This window comes from Thermofilaceae archaeon (genome assembly GCA_038731975.1).
Lineage (GTDB): Archaea > Thermoproteota > Thermoprotei > Thermofilales > Thermofilaceae > JANXEW01.
The window spans coordinates 13640-30734 of record JAVYQJ010000014.1 but is presented as its reverse complement, the minus strand read 5'-3'; the positions used below and the strand labels follow the sequence as shown (position 1 = coordinate 30734).

Genomic DNA, 17095 nt, shown 5'->3' with positions numbered 1-17095 from the left:
TGGCCGTGGAGCACTAGGGTCTCCTAGCGCCGATCTCCTCGTAAAGCTCCGCGACTTTAACGGGTCTACCCAGCTCCACGGAGCGGTAGGCGGCGTCCGCAACCTCCTGCATCCTGACTCCGCAGATCGGTGGGCTCCCGTTCTCCTCCATCCCCAATACCGACTTGACGAAGTTGAAGATGGGCCTGGAGGAGGGGTAGGGCGTCAAATCGACTGCCTCTCCACCCTTACCCCTCCTCTCGATCAGCACGGCTGGCGGTTGGACGATCAGCCTGCCCTTCTCACCCCAGAAGATCTCCACCTCCAGCCACCCCGGGTCGTCGCCCGCGACGGTGAAGAGGAGGAGGGCACCCCCCTCCAGCTTCGCGACGAGCGCGGTGTTGATGTCGATCTCAAAGCCCCTGTAATCCTGGTAGGCGAAAACCTCATCAGCCCTGAGACCCGTAATCCAGAGCGCGATATCAAGGAAGTGGCTCCCGCTGTCTATCAGCTCACCACCGCAGCTGATCCTTTTGACGGCCCTCCAAGTACCCTTGACGCCCGTGTAGGCCTGGCCGAGGATCATCGAGATCATCTCAATGCTGCCCAACTCACCCTTCGACACGAGGTCCCTCGCGGCCACCCAAGGCTTCTCGAAGTGCCTCTGGAAGGCGACTTCAACGACGAGCCCGCTCCTCCTCCAAGCTTCGTAGACATCCAGCGCCTGCCTCAGGTTGCAGACCATGGGCTTCTCAACGAGCACGTGAGAGCCGCTGGCCACGTAGTCCATGACCTGGGAGTAGTGCTCGGCGTGCGGCGTCGCTATGACAGCCGCGTCCACCTTGCCCAGCGTTTTCCGGTAGTCTGTTAAGACCTCCGCGCCCGTCAAGTTGTGCTTCTTCTTCAAGTTCTCCGCGCGCGCCGGGTCCACGTCAACCAGGTACTTCACTTCCACGTCGAAGCCCGCCTTCTTCAGTTGCGCCAAGTCCCTAACGTGAGCTTCACCCATCCCGCCGCAGCCCACTATCGCGAGCTTCATCAGCACGCCCGGGGGGCCGGCCGTAAAAATGGATAGCTTCCGGGAAAGGTATTTTTATCGGTTGTTCGACCGCTATGCGATGAGCGCCGTTCTCGACGTTATCAGAAAGAGGAGGAGCGTTAGAGCGTACAAGCCGGATCCCGTCAAGGACGAGGATCTCAAGGTGATGCTGGAGGCTGCGAGGCTAGCGCCGTCCGCGGGGAACAGGCAGCCTTGGTACTTCATCGTAGTGAGGGATCCGGAGCTGAAGAGGAGGCTTGCCGAAGCAGCCGCCAGGCAGATGTTCATCGCTGACGCAGGGGCGATAGTCGTCGCCGTCTCCGACCCCAACGCTTCGCCCCGCTGGCACGATAGGGACGTGATGATCGCGATGGAGCACTTGATCCTCACCGCGACAGAGCTCGGCTACGGGACGTGCTGGATCGGGGCTTTCGACGAGGGGCAGGTCAAAAGGCTCGTCGGTATCCCCGACCAGTACAGGGTTGTCGCGCTCACCCCCGTCGGCGTTCCAGCCGAGACTCCGGGCCCGCGGCCCCGCAAACCGCTCCAGGAGATAGCTTTCGAGAACACGTGGGGCAACCCCCTTAAACTCCCCTCCTGAGGATCAAGCCGTACAGGGCCTTTACTCGATATACGGCAACTCTTATTTACTTTAATGGTTCACTCACGCGAAAGGCCATGGTTAAGGCCCTGATCTTGGGGGCTGCGGGCGCGGTTGGCAGGGCGTGCTGGCTCTTTCTTTCCCAGACTGGCGCATTCGACGAGCTCGTCCTCGCAGATAAAAGGGTGGAGGAGCTCCGAAGGCTCGTCGAAGCAGCCCGGGTAGAAGGGGTTACGGTGAGCGCCGTGGACGCGGATGACCGAGCTTCCCTGGTGAGCTTGATGAGGAGCGCCGACATCGTCCTCAACGCGGTAGGCCCCTTCTTCATTTATGGGCCCAAGATCCTTGCAGCGGCCTTGGAGGCGGGCGTCGACTACGTCGATGTGTGCGACGACTTGGACGCTACCTTGCAGATGCTGGAGATGCACGCGGAAGCCGTCCGGAGGGGGGTTCGGGCGCTGGTCGGGATGGGGAGCTCGCCCGGTTTGAGCAACTTGATCGTTAAGTTTGCTGCCCAGCGTTTGCTGGACGAGATCGAGAACGTGGACATCCTGCACGTGCACGGGGGCGAGCCCTACGAGGGGCCAGCCGTCATCCTGCATAGGGCCCACTCGATGATGATCGACATACCGGTGTACCTTGAGGGGAAGCTCGTGTACACCAGCCTCGAGTCGGATTTCGCCAAGCAGTTCGAGCAGGAGTTCGATTTTCCCGGACTTGGTAGGGTTCCCGTGTACCTGTACCCGCACCCTGAGACCTACACGCTGCCGAAGCACTTGAGGATCAAGGGTCGCGTCACCAACCTCGGTACCGTGCTACCGCCCCAGTTCCCGGCCCTCATCAGGACGCTCGTGAGAGCCGGCCTCTTCTCCGACGAGGAGGTTGAGGTGGGGGGTGTGAGGGTGAAATGCAGGGACTTCGCTGTCGCCTACGTGCTCAAGAAGAGGGGGGAGCTGCTTGCGAGGCACGGGCCAAGGGAGCCGGTGGGCTCGCTCGCAATCGTCGTAGAGGGGCGGCGCGGCGGGAGGAGGTGCAAGTTCACCTTCTACACGACCGCCCGCGGCCTGGGCATGGGTGACGCGACGGGCATACCGCTCGGCCTGGGCGGCATAATGATGGTCAGGGGCTTGATCAAGGAGCCGGGCGTCCACCCGCCCGAGGCGGTCATCGACCCTGTGGAGCTGTTCAAGCTGGCTAGGGAGCTGGTGGTTACGAAGCTGGGCAAGGGGATTCCGGTGAACGTGATCGAGGAGTGCGACGGTGAGAGGAGGGAGTACAACGTCGAGGCGCTCTTCGGGTAGGGTCGATGAGGGTCCTCGCTGTAGACGTTGGGACTTCGACGGTTAAGGCGGCCGTCTTCAACACCGAGTCCTTCAGGTTCGAGAGGTTTACCTTCGCCCCTCTAACCCTCTCGATGCCGCAGCCAGGGTTCGCCGAGCTCGACCCTGAGCGGCTTTGGAATGCTTTCGCCGAAGCGGTCAGCGCTGCTGCGGCAGGCCTCGAGGGCATTGAGGCCCTGGTGATGGATACCCAGATGGCCGGCGTTGTGCCGGTAGACGCGAGCGGCGAGCCCCTCTCCGGTATCTTGACGTGGCTGGACACGAGGGCCGCGGGGTACCCTAAGAGGCTCTTCGAGGGGTCTCCAAAGGTCTCCGGATACCACCTTCCCACGCTCACGAGGCTGCTGAGGATCAGCGGGGGTGCGCCCGGGAGGCTGGGCAAGGACCCGCTGCCGAAGTACGCCTGGTTCGCCTCTGAGCAGCCAGACGCTTACGCTAAAACGTGGAAGTTCCTCGACGTTAAAGGGTACCTCTTGCACAGGCTAACCGGCAGGGCTGTGATCACCGTTGATGAGGCCAGCATAACCTGGCTCGTGGACACCCGTAACCCTCTCGCTGTGGATTGGAGCAGGAGCCTCGTGGAGCTCTTCGGCCTGGATTTGAGCAAGCTGCCGGAGATCGTTAAGCCGACGGAGATTGTTGGGGGGCTGAAGCCGGAGGTTAGCGGGGAGCTGGGCTTGAGCGGGCGCGTGAAGGTCGTGGCGGGCTGCGGCGACGTGCCAGCGACAGCCGTGGGCTCCGGAGCTGTCGAGGACTTCGAGGTGCACGCCTACATCGGGACTGGGGACTGGCTCGCGGCTCACGTCCCCTCGAGGAGGTTGGACGTGGCCCACTACATGGGCTGCATACTGAGCGCGATCCCGGGCAGGTATCTGCTCGTAGCTGAGCAGCAGACGGGTGGGGCGGCGATCGACTACGCGATCAAGATCCTCAAGCTCCCCGGACCGAAGGAGGCGGAGAAGCTCCTGTCCGGCTACAGGGTTGGCGAGAGCAGGCTGCTCTTCCTCCCGTGGCTCTACGGCGAGCGCTCACCTGTGGAGGATCCGAGGCTGAGGGGGGCCATCCTTAACCTCTCCCTCGACGCTGGTGACGCCGAGATCCTCGCCGCCGTTGTTGAGGGAGTGGCGCTCAACATGAGGTGGGAGTACGAGTACTTCAAGCGCCTACTCGACCGGGAGGTCTCCAGCATCAGGGTGGTGGGGGGCGGAGCGCTCTACGACGCTCTGTGCGCAGCCCTGGCGAGCGCACTAGGGGTGGAAGTGGTGAGGGTGGCCTCCGCGAAGGAAGCCACCCTGACGGGGGCTCTGACGGTGGGTCTCGTCGCGCTGGGGCGCTGGGACTTCAGGGTGGCGAAGGAGCTGGCTCAGCCCGAAGCGGTCTTCAAACCGGATCCGAGGGCCGTCGAAGCCTTTCGGAGGAAGTTCGAGCTCTACGTCGAAGCGTACAAGCGCCTTAAGGGCCTGTACAGGAGGCTCAACGCCTGACAGCGACCTTGCAGCCGACGGGGACGCCGAGGTAGCGGGCTACGGGCTCGCACTTTGGCACGAGAAGGTAATAGGCGGGCTTCCCTCTGATTTTCGCAACCTCCGTGAACGACTGGAAGTTGCCCTGCCCCTTCAGGATCGCGACGTCAGCTTCGGCCAGCAGCCTGAGGAAATCGGGGCTGCACCTCCTCGCGCTTACGCCGGGCACGCGGCAGCCCGTAGTTGTCAGCTCAGCGTACTCGCCTAATCCGGCCTCCTCGGCCTCCGCAAGGGTGGCGTCGTTGAAGACAGCAGCCCCCCTAGCGGCTACGACGATTCGCGCCCGCTGGGAGAGGAGCTTTACCAGCGGGAGGTCGAGGACGCATTCGCCCGCGTTGTCGAGGACGTAGAGGACCGTCTCCGCCGCCTCCAAGTCCCTCTCGAGCTGGTCGAGGTGGTCGATCGCGAAGGGCTCCCTCAACCTCCTCTCGAACTCCGCGGCAAAATCGCTCAGGGAGACGCTGTACACGCCCGTCGCGAAGTCGAGCGCGTTCCCCGCTACAGCCACGCTAGCGGCTCGGCGTAGAGGGTCGCCCCCCTCGCTGACGTAGCGCTCAGCGATGGGTAGGAGGCGGAAGGCAGCCTCCATGCTGATTCTCTTAACCGATGAGTAGGGGTCGCCTAGCTCCTCTGCTACGACTTCGGCTATCCCCGCGGACAGCTCGACGTAGTCGTCCAAGCTGCTCTTAGCCACCTTTGCGAAGCGCTCCGCCAGCTCGAGCGCCTTCACGACGATCCCCCTCTCGTTGTCGTAGGATAGCGTAGAGAGGTAGAGCGCCAGCCTGGCGATGCATGTATAGCAAACGCGGTTGATGAAGGGGTTCACCGGCCTCCTGAGGCTGCGAGTAGAAAAGGCTAGCGCCTCTGGCTCAGAGACCGGGCGCTAACGTGTGACGTCCACCTGAATCTTGATGTACCTCTCCCTTCCCTCATCCATTATCCTGAAGCCTTCCTCGAGCCTCTCGAGGGGGATCTTGTGCGTCACCAGGTCCGCGACCTTGACTCTACCCTTCGCGACGAGCTCGATAGCGGGCTGGAAGGCGTTCGCGTACCTGTGCACGCCCCTGATATCCACCTCCTTGATGATCGCCTCGAGCACCGGGTACTGGAACTCATCGCTCGCGTACAAACCGACGAGGACGACGACGCCTCCCCTCCTCGCCACCTTCACGGATTGATAGGATGCCTTCTCGGCGCCGGACGCCTCAAAGACGTAGTCCACCCCTTCACCCCCCGTCAAGCGCTTGATCGCCTCCACGGGGTTCTCCCTCACCGCGTTGATCGCCGCTTCAGCTCCTCGCCGCAGGGCTAGATCCAGCTTCCAATCGTCAACGTCGACGACGAAGATCCTCCCGGCGCCCGCCGCTCTTACAGCCTCGAGGGTGACCATCCCTATCGCTCCGACGCCGAAGATCGCGACGCTCGAACCCGGCTCCAATCTAGCCCTCCTCACCGCGTGAACCGCGACGGACAGCGGTTCGATGAGAGCGCCCTCCTCGAAGCTCATGCCGGCCGGCATCTTGTAGAGGAAGTCGGCGGGCCAGGAGACGTACTCCACGAACGCCCCGTCAACGGGGGGCGTACCCATGAACCGGACGTGGGGGCAAAGGTTATAGCGGCCAGCGCGGCAGTAGAAGCACCTACCGCACGGCACACCGGGCTCGATCACCACCCCGTCGCCCGGCTTCAACCGTTCAACCCCCTCGCCGACCTCCTCAACGATTCCGCTCGCCTCGTGCCCCAGTATCAACGGCTTCCTAACGACGAATTCCCCGATCCTCCCGTGCTTCCAGTAGTGAAAATCTGAGCGGCAGATCCCGCAAACCTTCACCCGGACGAGAGCCTCACCCGGCCCCGGAGCCGGCCTATCCCTCTCCTCAAACCGCAGATCCCCCGGACCGTACAGAACAGCTGCCCTCATACTCCACCAACCCCGCCCGCACACCTACGCTTACCGCGACCCGCGCATGGTAATAAACGTGACCTTTCGGGATCGTTTGTGGGTCAGTCTTAACGCGTAAAACTGATCCTTGGACTCGCATGTCCTCAACGAAGTGCGCCGAATTAAGCACGCTAGATAAGTCAGCCGAGGGAGGGTGTTCAAAAGGATTACGAGAGTTATGGGTCACAAGTCGATTGTTTGCGCTCTTGTCTTGCTAGGGCGCAGCTAATATGTTCAAAAACCTCTAATTCTTCGGAAGTGTGCTGTATTCCTTGTCACTAGCGTGTAGCCCTCTGTCACAGCGACAGCGCCGATCGGTACATCCCTCAAGTCGATAGGGCGTCCCTCCGCTTCCAGCTCGGCGTAGATCTGTCCCGCTTTCTCAGCGGATCTTTCGTTTATCTTGAGGACGACCATCCTGCTGAGCAGCTCTCTCACAACAGCCAGGTTCCGCTGCACTTTCTTCGACTTATAAGCTCCATAGTACAGCTCAAACGCGTTGATGACGGTAGTTGCAAGCATAAACCCTTCGTCCTCCAAGCGTGCTACGAAAGCAACAGTTTTTCCCGCACCTCTTAGGACGTCTACCAGCACATCGGTATCGACTATCACGCGCCTCCGGGTACCCATCTTTTCCAAGCCCTCTCCAAGGAAGCTTTAATCTCAACCCACTCCTCCTCGGACATGTCCCAGGAACCTGCCAAGTCAGTTATTTTCAAACGCCTTCTCCTCTTCCTGAGGCTGAGCAAGTACTTTAAAGCTTCGTCGAGCGATACGGGGCGCTTGAGCCTTGCCTGGAGCTCTCCAGCTACCTTAGAGAGCTCCGCATACGTTTCTTCACTCACCTTTACGGTTTTCCACGTCACTTTCTCTACAATGTGGTTCAAGGCCCAAATTTAAAACTCTAGCTTAGAAAGCGACGCTTCAGCCATATCCCCACCCAGCACTGTAGACACCCAGTGTTTGCTAGAGCCGGAGAAAAATGCTAGCCTTGCAGATGGCCCGACGACTGCCAGCTCATGTCTGAACGGTAACGGTACACCCGGGCTTCCTACATTACTGCACTCGCTCTCGGATAAGCTCATCCTAAGTACTCCTCCTATTGTCCGCCGATCCCTTCTTCTCTATCGATGGCTCTACTTTCCCCAAAGGACCCTATCGTCAGCTACAATATTTCGACTAAAGCACTAAGTGATAGTGAGTTGTAAAGCGGCAAAGGCTATTAGATTCCACTATTCATCATTAGCATGAAATATATACTCAATATATAAACTATAATGAATTGGCAATATATTTTTTACATTATAGACTTTTATAAATATGATGAAAACTGGTATAAAGTGGTCTGTCGGTAACCTCTCGATGCAGAAGTGGATAAAGCTGGCCGCAGTTGCTGTAGCTGCTGCCGTCATTGTAGCTACTGCTTCAGCCCTCTACCTGCTTCAGAGAGAGGAGGCCCCCTCAACGCCCGTCCAGCTACTCGGGAGCGGCGCAACCTTCCCGATGGAGCAGATTCTGGCTTGGTCAAGCCAGGTTAGGCAAGTTCGTAGTTGGGTGCAACCCGAGTACTCTGGGGGCGGTAGCGGCAAGGGTCAGAGCGACTTCCTTCAGGGTATTGTCGATTTCGCGGCCTCTGATACTCCACTGAAGACGTCCGACTGGGAGAGGGCGAGGAAGGAGTTCGGGGGGGTCTATCAAATCCCGTTCATCCTGGGCGCTGTAGCTGTGGTGTACAACCTGCCTGAGGTTCCAGCTAGCGTGCACCTGAGGTTGACGGGCGAGGTGCTCGCCGATATCCTCCTCGGCGAGATAGAGTACTGGGACGATCCGAGGATAGCTCAGCTGAACCCCGGCGTCAGCCTGCCCAGAGCCAGGATCATCCTGGTGCACAGGAGCGATTCGAGCGGTACGACGGAGGTTTTCACCACGTACTTGAGCCTCGTTTCGGAGAAGTGGAAGACTCGCGTTGGCGCCGGCAAGCTGGTGAAGTGGCCACTTGCGGAAGTGGGCCGGGCGGTGGGAGCCCCCGGCAACCCCGGTGTAGCTGAGGCCGTGAGGACCACCCCCTACTCCATAGGATACGTGGAGCTGGCTTACGCTAAAGGCCTAGGAGTAGCGGCTCTAAGGAACAGAGCGGGGAACTTCGTTCTTCCCGCGAGGGAGACTGTGAGAGCTGCGGCCGCGGGAGTCCCCGCGATCGAGGATGCCAGCGCGAACATAGCTGAGCTGCGCCTACTGGAGAAGCTCCTCACGTCAGAGGACCCGAACGCTTACCCGATAGTCTCGCCCAGCTACCTACTCATCAAGCACCCATCAAGCTACACGCCCGAAAAGAGGAGAGCGCTAGCAGAGTTCCTCAATTACATATTCACGGAAGGCCAGAAGCCGGAGAACATTGTTGAGGGTTACATACCGGTGCCCGAGAGCTGGGCTAGACTCGGGCTGAAAGTAGCTGAAGAACTAAGGAACTATAGAGGTTAAAGAACTATAAGGAGGATTGAAGAAAGGTAAAATGTAAATATTTTTATATTTTTATATATTACTCTTTATGCTTCGGAGTTCATTATGCACTTACAAATATAGGTATAGTGAGCTATATAAATGATGGGGGAGATAGGCTTCGAGGTGCGACGATGGTGGATGTGCTTAAGATAGCGCTAGCGCCGGCTGCTCTGGTACTCGTTCTCACATCGGTGACCATCGTTGGCATCCTATTCGTGGAGTCGCTGGATGCGTGGAGGCACGAGGGGTTGGGGCTTCTACTTAACGCCGACTGGGAACCCAGTGAGTGGGAGCGCGGAAGGTACGGTATGCTGGCCCCCCTTCTCGGCTCACTACTTACAGCTGGCTTAGCCACTCTGATGGCGGTTTCCATTTCGGTGGCGGTGGCCGTGTTCGTCAACGAGTATGCTCCCGAATGGTTACGCGGCTTGATCAGCCTAGCTCTCTACGCGATGGCCGCCCTACCGACGATCGTCTACGGCATGTGGGGGTTGGCGGTAGTCTCCCCTCTGATCAGGCAGAGCGGTCTCCCCCTGCTCTGCGCTCGAGGTTCACCAACCGGCCAATCATTGTTCACGGCCGGCCTGGTGGTGGGGCTTATGATTACCCCCTTCTCCGCCGCCATGGCGCTGGAGGCCTACCGCGCTTTCCCCTTCACTTACATTGAGGCCCTCCACAGCTTGGGTGCGAAGGGGTTTGAGCGGGCCAGAATCGTTCTCGGCTACATCAAGAACAGCATCATTGCAGCTGCCTTTCTGAGCTTCGGTAGAGCGGTGGGTGAAACAACGATCGTGGCCTTGACCGTGGGCAATGCGTTCAACGTGCCGCTCTGCCCCTTCGAGCCCGCTCACACGATCACAAGCGTAATCGCAAGCCAGTTTGGTAACGCCTTCCTCTACCCCGGCATGCAGAGCTCCCTTATGGCGGCCGCCCTGGTGATGCTGCTGGGGAGCTCGGTGAGCACCTCGCTCGGTCTGCGTCTCGCTAGAGCTGCAGCCAGTAGGGCTGCAGGTGAGCAGGCGTGAACTTCCACGAGCTATCTAGGAGCGTTAAGGATAGGCTTGTGTTCGCTGCCGTAGCGCTCGCCACCCTGTCGCTCCTTGCGGCAGGAGCCCACCTCATCCTGACGGCTGTCGTTGAGGGTCTACCTGTGCTGCTCGAGCGCGGGGTTGCTCTCGTACTCGAACCCCCGGGGCCGCCCGGCGGGAGGTTGGGCGGGCTCGGCCCCTCGCTCGTTGGAACCCTCGTGATGGTCTCGCTGGCGTCTCTCGCTGGGGTGGCGATCGGCGTTCCAGCCGGCATACTGATGTCGGAGTACCCGGACGGGTGGCTTTCGAGGGCTGCGGCTAGAGCTCTGCAACTGATCGCGGAACTACCCTCGATCATCGTGGGGTTAGCCGTGTTCACTCTGCTGGTCATCCCAATGGGAAGGCCCTCAGCCATCGCCGGAGCCGTTAGCCTCTGCATCACTGCACTCCCCTACATCGCCGCTCAGACGCGGGAGAGCCTTGCCGCCATCCCACTGAGCTACCGTGAGGCCGCGTTCTCTCTGGGCCTGCCGAGATGGAAGGCTGTGCTGATGATCCTCGTCCCCATGAACTTCAGGGGTATCGCTACCGCTGCGCTGCTTGGGACGATGAGGGCTCTGGGCGAGACCGCGCCCGTGCTGTTCACAGCCGGGGCCGCTTTCTTCGCCTTCTACGGGCTCGACCGGCCTTCAAGCACCCTCTCCCTCCTCATCTTCTTCTTCGCTCAGACGCCCTACGAGAACTGGAAGAGGTTGGCATGGGCTGCCGTCCTCCTCCTCGCAGCCCTATCAATGGGGCTCGCTTTCGCCGTTAGGAAGCTTTCGGGTGAGGTGAGGCTGTGATGGAGGCCGCTGTCAGAATCGAGGGCTTGAACGTGTGGTACGGGAGCTTCAAAGCGTTGAGCGACGTCTCGCTCCTCGTTCCAACCGGCACGGTCTACGCCATCCTCGGTCCATCTGGCTGCGGGAAATCCACGCTCTTGAGGACGATCAACAAGCTCATTCTCCTCCGAAGGGGGGTGAGGGTGGAGGGCAAGGTCGAGGTTCTGGGCGTCGATGTTTACAACAGCTCGAACGCTGACGGCGTCCTCTCCAAGGTGGGCATTGTGTTCCAGACGCCGAACCCCTTCCCCCACCTCTCCGTTTACGACAACGTGGCGATAGGCCCCAAGCTGCGCGGAACCGCTAGAGGCCGGGAGCTGGACAAGCTGGTGAGGTGGGCTCTCGAGAAGGCTGGGCTTTGGGAGGAGGTGAAGGATAGGCTGAGGAAGCCGGCCTCCGACCTGAGCGGGGGGCAGCAGCAGCGGCTCTGCATCGCGAGAGCCCTCGCGATGAAGCCGAGCCTCCTCCTCATGGATGAGCCGACCGCCAACCTGGATCCGTTGAACGCGGCGAAGATAGAGGAGCTCGTGAAGGAGCTCTCCCGCGAGATAACGATCATCATCGTCACCCACGACGCGGAGCAGGCGAAGAGGTTGGCAAGTCACGGGGCGCTGCTCTTCATGGGCAGGGTGATCTCCGAGGGTCCCATCTCATCAATCCTGAGTGAATCCTACAACGACATTCTTCAGAAGCTGGTCAACGACCGGCTTGCAGCCCGAGAGGCGAAACAAGCCGCTTGATAGCTAGAAGCCGTAACGGGGAGCAAAAACGCATCCCGTTGCGGTAACGCGGAACAAAGGGTTTCAGCATTTCTTAGCTTCGCTCGCTTACCAGCCAAGAAATAGCTCGGCAAAGCTTAAGTACTTTTGTACTTTAGTACTGTTGTGCGAGAGGAAGTCGAGGTGGTGAAGGTGGAGATCCCGAAGCGCTTAGCGGAGCGGTTGCGCAGGTACGCAGCAGAGAAGTACGGCTTGAGGAGGGGGGCGCTCAGCAAGGCTGTGGAGGAGCTGCTAGAGAAGTCTCTAGGCCCGCCGAAGGGGTCGGAGAGCGTAGAGGGGATCGTGGGCTTAGGTCTGCTCTCCGACTACACTTGGGAAGGTGAGGATCTCGTGGAAGCCCTGAGGAGGAGGCATGGCCTGCGTGATCGACGCTAACGTTTTCCTGGAGGTCTTGTACAAAAGGGGTAAGTGGGAGGAATCGAGGGCCCTGCTTGAAAAAGTGAAGGCTGGGGCCGCTAGGGCTTACGTCCTCCACTTCACTCTACACGGAATCTGTGCGCTTCTAGGCAAGCCAGAGCTGGTGTCAAGGTTCCTGGCCGAGCTATCCACGTGGCGGGGAATCGAGGTTGTCGAGACGACGGTTGAGGACGAGATCTTAGCGTGCGAGCTGGCGGGGGCTAAGGGCTTGGACTTCGACGATGGCCTCGTCTACTACCTGGCGAAGCGGCTGAGGGTGCCGATCGTGAGCTACGACAGGGACTTCGATGGCCTCGACGTTGAGAGGCTGGAGCCCGGCGAGGCGTTGCGGAGGCTCGAGGAGCGGTAGCTGCAACCGTTTTATACCAGCTGGGCCTCGTCACGGGCGTGGGGAAGCCAAAGGTCGTTTTGATCTCGCACACGCACTGGGATCGCGAGTGGTACTACACGTTCGAGAAGTTCAGGTACAGGCTGGCCCAATGCCTCGATGAGGTGCTCCGCCTGCTCGAGGACCCCTCCTTCCACTCCTTCATGCTCGACGGCCAGGTGGCGCCGATCGACGACTACCTGGAGCTGAGGCCCGAGATGCGCAAAAAGGTGGTGGAGGCTGTGAGGAGGGGCCGCCTGTTGATCGGCCCATGGTACGTGCAGCCCGACGAGCTCCTCGTTGACGAGGAATCGCTCGTGAGGAACCTGCTCTACGGGAAACGGCGTGCGGCTGAGTACGGGGGTTGGACACCGATCGGCTACCTCCCCGACACCTTCGGCCACACAGCTCAGCTACCGCAGATCTTGAGGGGGTTCGGGATCGACACCTTCGTCTTCCACAGAGGCCTCGGCCCCGAGTTCGAGGAGGTGGGAACGCCCTTCATATGGGCGGGGCCGGACGGGAGCGAGGTTATAGCCCTCTTCCTTTTGGGCGGCTACTGCAACCTGGCTTGGCTGCCGCCCGACGCGGAGGCCGCGGCGGCTATCACTGTGGAGCTGTACAAGAGGTGGGAGAAGCACTCGAGGATCAGCTCGATCCCGGGGATGATCGGCTGCGACCACCACCTGCCGAAGAGCTACCTGCCGTCCATCGCGAGGGAACTGGCAGCGAAGGATCTACCCGTAGAGGTGGTTCAAGGAACCCTTCTGGACGTGCTCGCTGAAGCGAGGGCCTCAGCCAACCGCTTGAGCAGGTTGGGCGGGGAGCTGCTGAGCAGCCACTACCACTGGGTTCTCTACGGGGTTTGGTCGACGAGGAGCTACCTGAAAGTCGCGAACTTCGAGTGCGAGAACCTGCTGCTCTTCTACGTTGAGCCGCTCTGGGCGCTCGCCTGGCTCCTAGCTGGGCGCTACCCCGAGCGGGAGATCTGGGCGGCCTGGCGGTACGTGCTCCTCTGCCACCCGCACGACTCGATCTGCGGCTGCGGCGTGGATGGGGTGCACCGCGAGGTCATGTCGAGGCTGGAGAAGGCCAGGGAACTCGCGAGGGAGCTGCTCGAGTGCACGGGTAGGGGTCATGGAGCCCTCGACTACTTCCTCGCTGGGAGAGCTGGTTACAGGTACGAGTGGCACGCCATGCCCCTCATCGCTTCAACCGTGAAGCTCGATTTCGCCGGCTACGACGCATCGTACTATATCGCCTTCAACACCCTCCCGTGGAGGAGGAAGACCGTTGTCAAGCTGAGGCTGAAGCCCTACGCGCTGGCAGCTCTCTCCCTCGACGAGATGACGCGCACAGCGCCCGGGAGGGTGGCCGAAGGCGTCGCCGAGCTGATTAAGAGGGGCCTGGTGGTCAGGTTCGACCCCCGGGGCATCGCGTTGAGGGATTCGCACGGGAGAGTCGTCCCAGTGCAAGCGAAGGAGCTGGACGGCGGTGTTGTGGAGGCCGTGTGGGTCGACGAGCTACCGGCGGCAGGGTTCAAGGCGTACGCAGCCCAGCCCGTGGAGCCCCTGCAGACGGACCTGAGGTGGGGAAGAGCGTTCATCGAGAACCTTCACTTGAGGGTGGAGTTCGACCTAGAGAACGGCGGGGCGATGAGGATCGTAGACAAGCGGAGCGGGGAGGTGTACGAGGGCCTCGCCTACCTCGAGGATGGGGGCGACATCGGTGACGAGTACGACTACTCGCCGCCTGAGCGTGACAGAGTCGTGACGAGCAGGGGTTGCAGGGCGAGCTTCGAGGTCGTTGAAGCGGGTCCCGTGTACGTGCGCGCGAGAGTCAGCTTCGGCCTACGGGTCCCCGCCTCGGCGTCCCCCAACAGGAGGGCCAGGAGCGAGGAGGAGGTGGAGCTGCCCGTCGAGCTCTACGCGACCCTTTACACCGAGCTGCCACGCGTAGACGTGGAGGTTAGGGTCGAGAACCGGGCACGAGACCACAGGCTCCGCATCGCCTTCCCCACGGGCGTCAGAGCGGAGAAGCACGCGGCAAAGACCCACTACATGGTCATCGAGAGGCCCAATAAACCCCCGTACTACTACGTCAGAGGGGAGGGGAAGATCCCCCTCAGTACCTGGCCGACGAGGCTGTGGGTGGACGTGAGCGATGGCAGGAGGGGGCTCTGCGTCGCGGCGAAGGGCTTGCACGAGTACGAGGTTCGCGAGGGGGCCGGGGGCTGCGAGATCGTCTACACGCTCCTGAGAGCAGTCGGTTGGCTGTCGAGGAACGACTTGCTCACGAGGCCCGGTCACGCGGGCCCCGAGATCCCGACTCCGGAGGCGCAGTGCCTCGGAATGCAGAGCTTCGAGCTCACAGTCATACCTCACACCGGCTCCTGGAGCGATGCGGGCGTGCACAAGGCGGCGCTCGAGTGGGCCGTCCCCGGTTTAGCGCATGAAGACGTACCGCACCCGGGCGAGCTGCCACCGGAGTTCTCCCTGCTCGAAGTCGAGGGAGACCCCCTGCTGTTCTCCACCATGAAGCGGAGCGAGGACGGTAGAGCGCTAGTGCTCCGCATCTACAACCCTTCGCCGAGGGAGGTTGAAGCTAGGGTCGCCCCCCGTTGGAAGGCGATGAGGGCCTGGAGGGCTAGGCTCGATGAGACGCCCATCGAGGCGCTGGGGGCCGGCGAGGTAAAGCTGAGGATGGGACCCTACAAGGTGGAGACCCTGAGGCTAGAGCCCCTGTAGCATCCCACCCAACCGTTTTTTACCTCTCCTCTCCGGAACGCTGTGGAGGCTAGGAAGTGGTACAGCAGGTTGCAGCTGGAGAGAGCTGCGGAAGCGTTGAGGAGGAACGGCTTCGACGCCCGCATCGCCGGCGACGTAGTGGAGGCGAGATCGCTCGTCCTATCGCTGATCCCGGAGGGGGCCACCGTTGGCGTTGGGGGGTCCGTCACGATCAGGGAGCTCGGAGTCATCGAGGAGCTGGAGCGGAGGGGTAACCGCGTGATCCACCACTGGCTTCAAGCACCGGCTGAGGAGCTGATGAGGTTGAGGAGGCTGGAGCTGACGGCGGACGTCTTCCTGGCGAGCGTGAACGCGGTGACGATCGACGGGAAGCTCGTGAGCGTCGACGGGATGGGAAACCGGGTTGCCGCGACAGCCTTCGGACCGAAGCGGGTGGTTCTCGTCGCGGGTAGGAACAAGCTGGCGAGAAACTTGGAGGAGGCTCTGTGGAGGGCGAAGAACGTCGCGGCCGTCCTGAACAGCAGGAGGCTGGGCGTGAGAACGCCCTGCGCGGAGCTGGGCTACTGCGTAGATTGCGACTCTCCGGAGAGGATCTGCAGGGCAGTGCTGATACTCGAGAGGAGGCCGACGGGGGCCGACTACCACGTGGTGCTCGTTAACGAGGATCTCGGTTACTAGGCTCGCGCCCCGTCGGCTGCTAGACCGACCTTCCACCAATCTTTTGAATGCTCGCCCGCACTCTCAAGGGGGCGTTTACGGCAGCTGAGGAGCCCGTTGGGGCGGGCTTTGAGGAGCATAACAGGATGGTGGAGCGGCTTTGGCGGGATTTCAGGGAGAACAAGCACGAGAGGGTTCCGGTTCTATGGAGCATGAACGATCGAATGATTGTTCTCCACGCGAAGCGGAATCTGCGGGGCTTCACCTACCACCAGGTGTACAGCGATCCTGAGGCGATGCTGCAGGTACAGCTGGAGTTCGAGCGGTGGAGGCGGTTAAATGTTTGGGCCGACTGGGAGATGGGGCTGCCAAGGGAGTGGTCGGTCAGCGTCTGCTTCCACAACGTCTACGAGTCTGCCTGGCTCGGCGCACCGCTGTACTTTCCTTCCAATAGTGTGCCCGATGTGAGACCCTTCCTGATGAGCGAGAGCGATGTTAGGAGCTTTATCGCGAGGGGTACCCCCGACCCCTTCTCGGGCTTTATGGCCAGGGTGAGGAGGTTTTACGAGTACTTCCTGGAGAAGAAGGAGAGCGGCTTTACGTACCTGGATAGGCCGATAGGCCAGGTTGGGGCACCGATCGGAACTGACGGTCCCTTCACAGTCGCGTACAACATAACGGGAGGCTTTGTCTTAAAGCTCCTGTATAGGAACAGGAGGCTGGCGGAAGAGTTCCTCTGGTTCTTGACGGAGGCAATCATCGAGAGGATGAAGGCATGGCACAGGCTGCTGAAGGTGCAGTTCCCCTACGAGGGCTTTGGCTTCGCTGACGACGCGATCCAGAACCTCTCACCTGGGGTGTACAGGGAGGTGGTTCTACCCCTGCACAGGGAGATCGTGAGGACCTTCTGCGCCGGTAGGCCCTCCATCCACCTCTGCGGGTCGGTGATGCACCTCCTCAGGGTGCTCAAGGAGGAGCTGAACATCGCCGCTATTGACACGGGGTTCCCGATCGACTTGGGGAAGGCCCGTGAGGTGCTGGGCGATGATGTGCTCATAAGGGGTGGAGTAAGGGTCGTTACGCTCGAGCACGGACCCCTGGAGAAGATCGAGGAGGAGGTGAGAGCCGTACTCAGCTCTGGTGTTGTAAAGGGCAGGCGGTTTATCTTCGGGGAGGCGAACAACGTAACTCCGGGTACGCCGGAGCAGCATTTGAACTATACGTACGAGCTGGTACGGAGGCACGGGCGCTTCGAGGAGTAGGCTGCCCCACTCCACGAGACCATCGATGAGG

Annotated in this window: 17 protein-coding genes; 12 read left to right on the top strand and 5 right to left on the bottom strand. The window is 61.0% G+C overall.

Annotated features, from left to right (window positions below):
* Nucleotides 1-13: 13 nt before the first annotated feature.
* Nucleotides 14-1018 carry a Gfo/Idh/MocA family oxidoreductase gene (locus QXF46_06740; protein ID MEM0226556.1) on the bottom strand — a complete coding sequence of 335 codons (1005 nt, stop codon included), beginning with the start codon at nucleotides 1016-1018 and terminating at the stop codon, nucleotides 14-16.
* Between the two features lie 79 nt (nucleotides 1019-1097).
* On the opposite strand from QXF46_06740, the gene QXF46_06735 reads away from it, so the two are divergent.
* From QXF46_06735 to QXF46_06725, 3 genes are all read left to right on the top strand, one after another.
* Nucleotides 1098-1619, top strand: a complete 522-nt coding sequence (locus tag QXF46_06735; protein MEM0226555.1) for a nitroreductase family protein — start codon at nucleotides 1098-1100, stop codon at nucleotides 1617-1619.
* Between the two features lie 77 nt (nucleotides 1620-1696).
* Nucleotides 1697-2920, top strand: a complete 1224-nt coding sequence (locus tag QXF46_06730) for a saccharopine dehydrogenase NADP-binding domain-containing protein (protein ID MEM0226554.1) — start codon at nucleotides 1697-1699, stop codon at nucleotides 2918-2920.
* Between the two features lie 5 nt (nucleotides 2921-2925).
* Complete coding sequence (locus tag QXF46_06725; protein ID MEM0226553.1) at nucleotides 2926-4443, top strand: FGGY-family carbohydrate kinase; 1518 nt, start codon at nucleotides 2926-2928, stop codon at nucleotides 4441-4443.
* Here the strand turns inward: QXF46_06725 and QXF46_06720 are convergent.
* The 4 genes from QXF46_06720 to QXF46_06705 form a co-directional block, all read right to left on the bottom strand.
* A complete protein-coding gene (locus QXF46_06720; protein ID MEM0226552.1) occupies nucleotides 4433-5308 on the bottom strand; it encodes an ARMT1-like domain-containing protein in 876 nt (291 codons plus the stop codon). The two genes, QXF46_06725 and QXF46_06720, sit on opposite strands and share 11 nt — an antisense overlap.
* Nucleotides 5309-5365: 57 nt before the next feature.
* A complete protein-coding gene (locus QXF46_06715; GenBank protein MEM0226551.1) occupies nucleotides 5366-6403 on the bottom strand; it encodes an NAD(P)-dependent alcohol dehydrogenase in 1038 nt (345 codons plus the stop codon).
* A gap of 255 nt (nucleotides 6404-6658) precedes the next feature.
* Nucleotides 6659-7054 carry a type II toxin-antitoxin system VapC family toxin gene (locus QXF46_06710; GenBank protein MEM0226550.1) on the bottom strand — a complete coding sequence of 132 codons (396 nt, stop codon included), beginning with the start codon at nucleotides 7052-7054 and terminating at the stop codon, nucleotides 6659-6661.
* On the bottom strand, nucleotides 7033-7290 hold the full coding sequence (locus tag QXF46_06705) for a hypothetical protein (protein ID MEM0226549.1): 258 nt from the start codon (nucleotides 7288-7290) through the stop codon (nucleotides 7033-7035). Before QXF46_06705 ends, QXF46_06710 begins: the two co-directional genes overlap by 22 nt.
* A gap of 457 nt (nucleotides 7291-7747) precedes the next feature.
* Here QXF46_06705 and pstS point away from each other — a divergent pair, with 457 nt between their 5' ends.
* The 9 genes from pstS to QXF46_06660 all read left to right on the top strand — a co-directional run bounded on the left by pstS (nucleotide 7748) and on the right by QXF46_06660 (nucleotide 17064).
* Nucleotides 7748-8905 (top strand): phosphate ABC transporter substrate-binding protein PstS, encoded by a 1158-nt coding sequence (pstS, locus tag QXF46_06700; protein MEM0226548.1) that lies wholly within the window; start codon nucleotides 7748-7750, stop codon nucleotides 8903-8905.
* 155 nt (nucleotides 8906-9060) lie between these two features.
* Nucleotides 9061-9951 (top strand): phosphate ABC transporter permease subunit PstC, encoded by an 891-nt coding sequence (gene pstC / locus QXF46_06695; protein MEM0226547.1) that lies wholly within the window; start codon nucleotides 9061-9063, stop codon nucleotides 9949-9951.
* Nucleotides 9948-10796, top strand: a complete 849-nt coding sequence (locus tag QXF46_06690) for an ABC transporter permease subunit (protein MEM0226546.1) — start codon at nucleotides 9948-9950, stop codon at nucleotides 10794-10796. Before pstC ends, QXF46_06690 begins: the two co-directional genes overlap by 4 nt.
* Nucleotides 10796-11575 carry a phosphate ABC transporter ATP-binding protein gene (locus QXF46_06685; protein ID MEM0226545.1) on the top strand — a complete coding sequence of 260 codons (780 nt, stop codon included), beginning with the start codon at nucleotides 10796-10798 and terminating at the stop codon, nucleotides 11573-11575. Before QXF46_06690 ends, QXF46_06685 begins: the two co-directional genes overlap by 1 nt.
* Nucleotides 11576-11719: 144 nt before the next feature.
* Complete coding sequence (locus QXF46_06680; GenBank protein MEM0226544.1) at nucleotides 11720-11989, top strand: hypothetical protein; 270 nt, start codon at nucleotides 11720-11722, stop codon at nucleotides 11987-11989.
* Entirely contained in the window at nucleotides 11967-12380 is a 414-nt protein-coding gene (locus QXF46_06675; GenBank protein MEM0226543.1) for a PIN domain-containing protein, read from the top strand. The genes QXF46_06680 and QXF46_06675 overlap by 23 nt, the downstream gene beginning before the upstream one ends.
* Nucleotides 12381-12418: 38 nt before the next feature.
* Entirely contained in the window at nucleotides 12419-15145 is a 2727-nt protein-coding gene (locus QXF46_06670; GenBank protein MEM0226542.1) for a glycoside hydrolase family 38 C-terminal domain-containing protein, read from the top strand.
* A gap of 42 nt (nucleotides 15146-15187) precedes the next feature.
* Nucleotides 15188-15823 carry a lactate utilization protein gene (locus tag QXF46_06665; GenBank protein MEM0226541.1) on the top strand — a complete coding sequence of 212 codons (636 nt, stop codon included), beginning with the start codon at nucleotides 15188-15190 and terminating at the stop codon, nucleotides 15821-15823.
* A 47-nt stretch (nucleotides 15824-15870) separates the two neighbouring features.
* On the top strand, nucleotides 15871-17064 hold the full coding sequence (locus QXF46_06660; GenBank protein ID MEM0226540.1) for a uroporphyrinogen decarboxylase family protein: 1194 nt from the start codon (nucleotides 15871-15873) through the stop codon (nucleotides 17062-17064).
* Nucleotides 17065-17095: the final 31 nt, after the last annotated feature.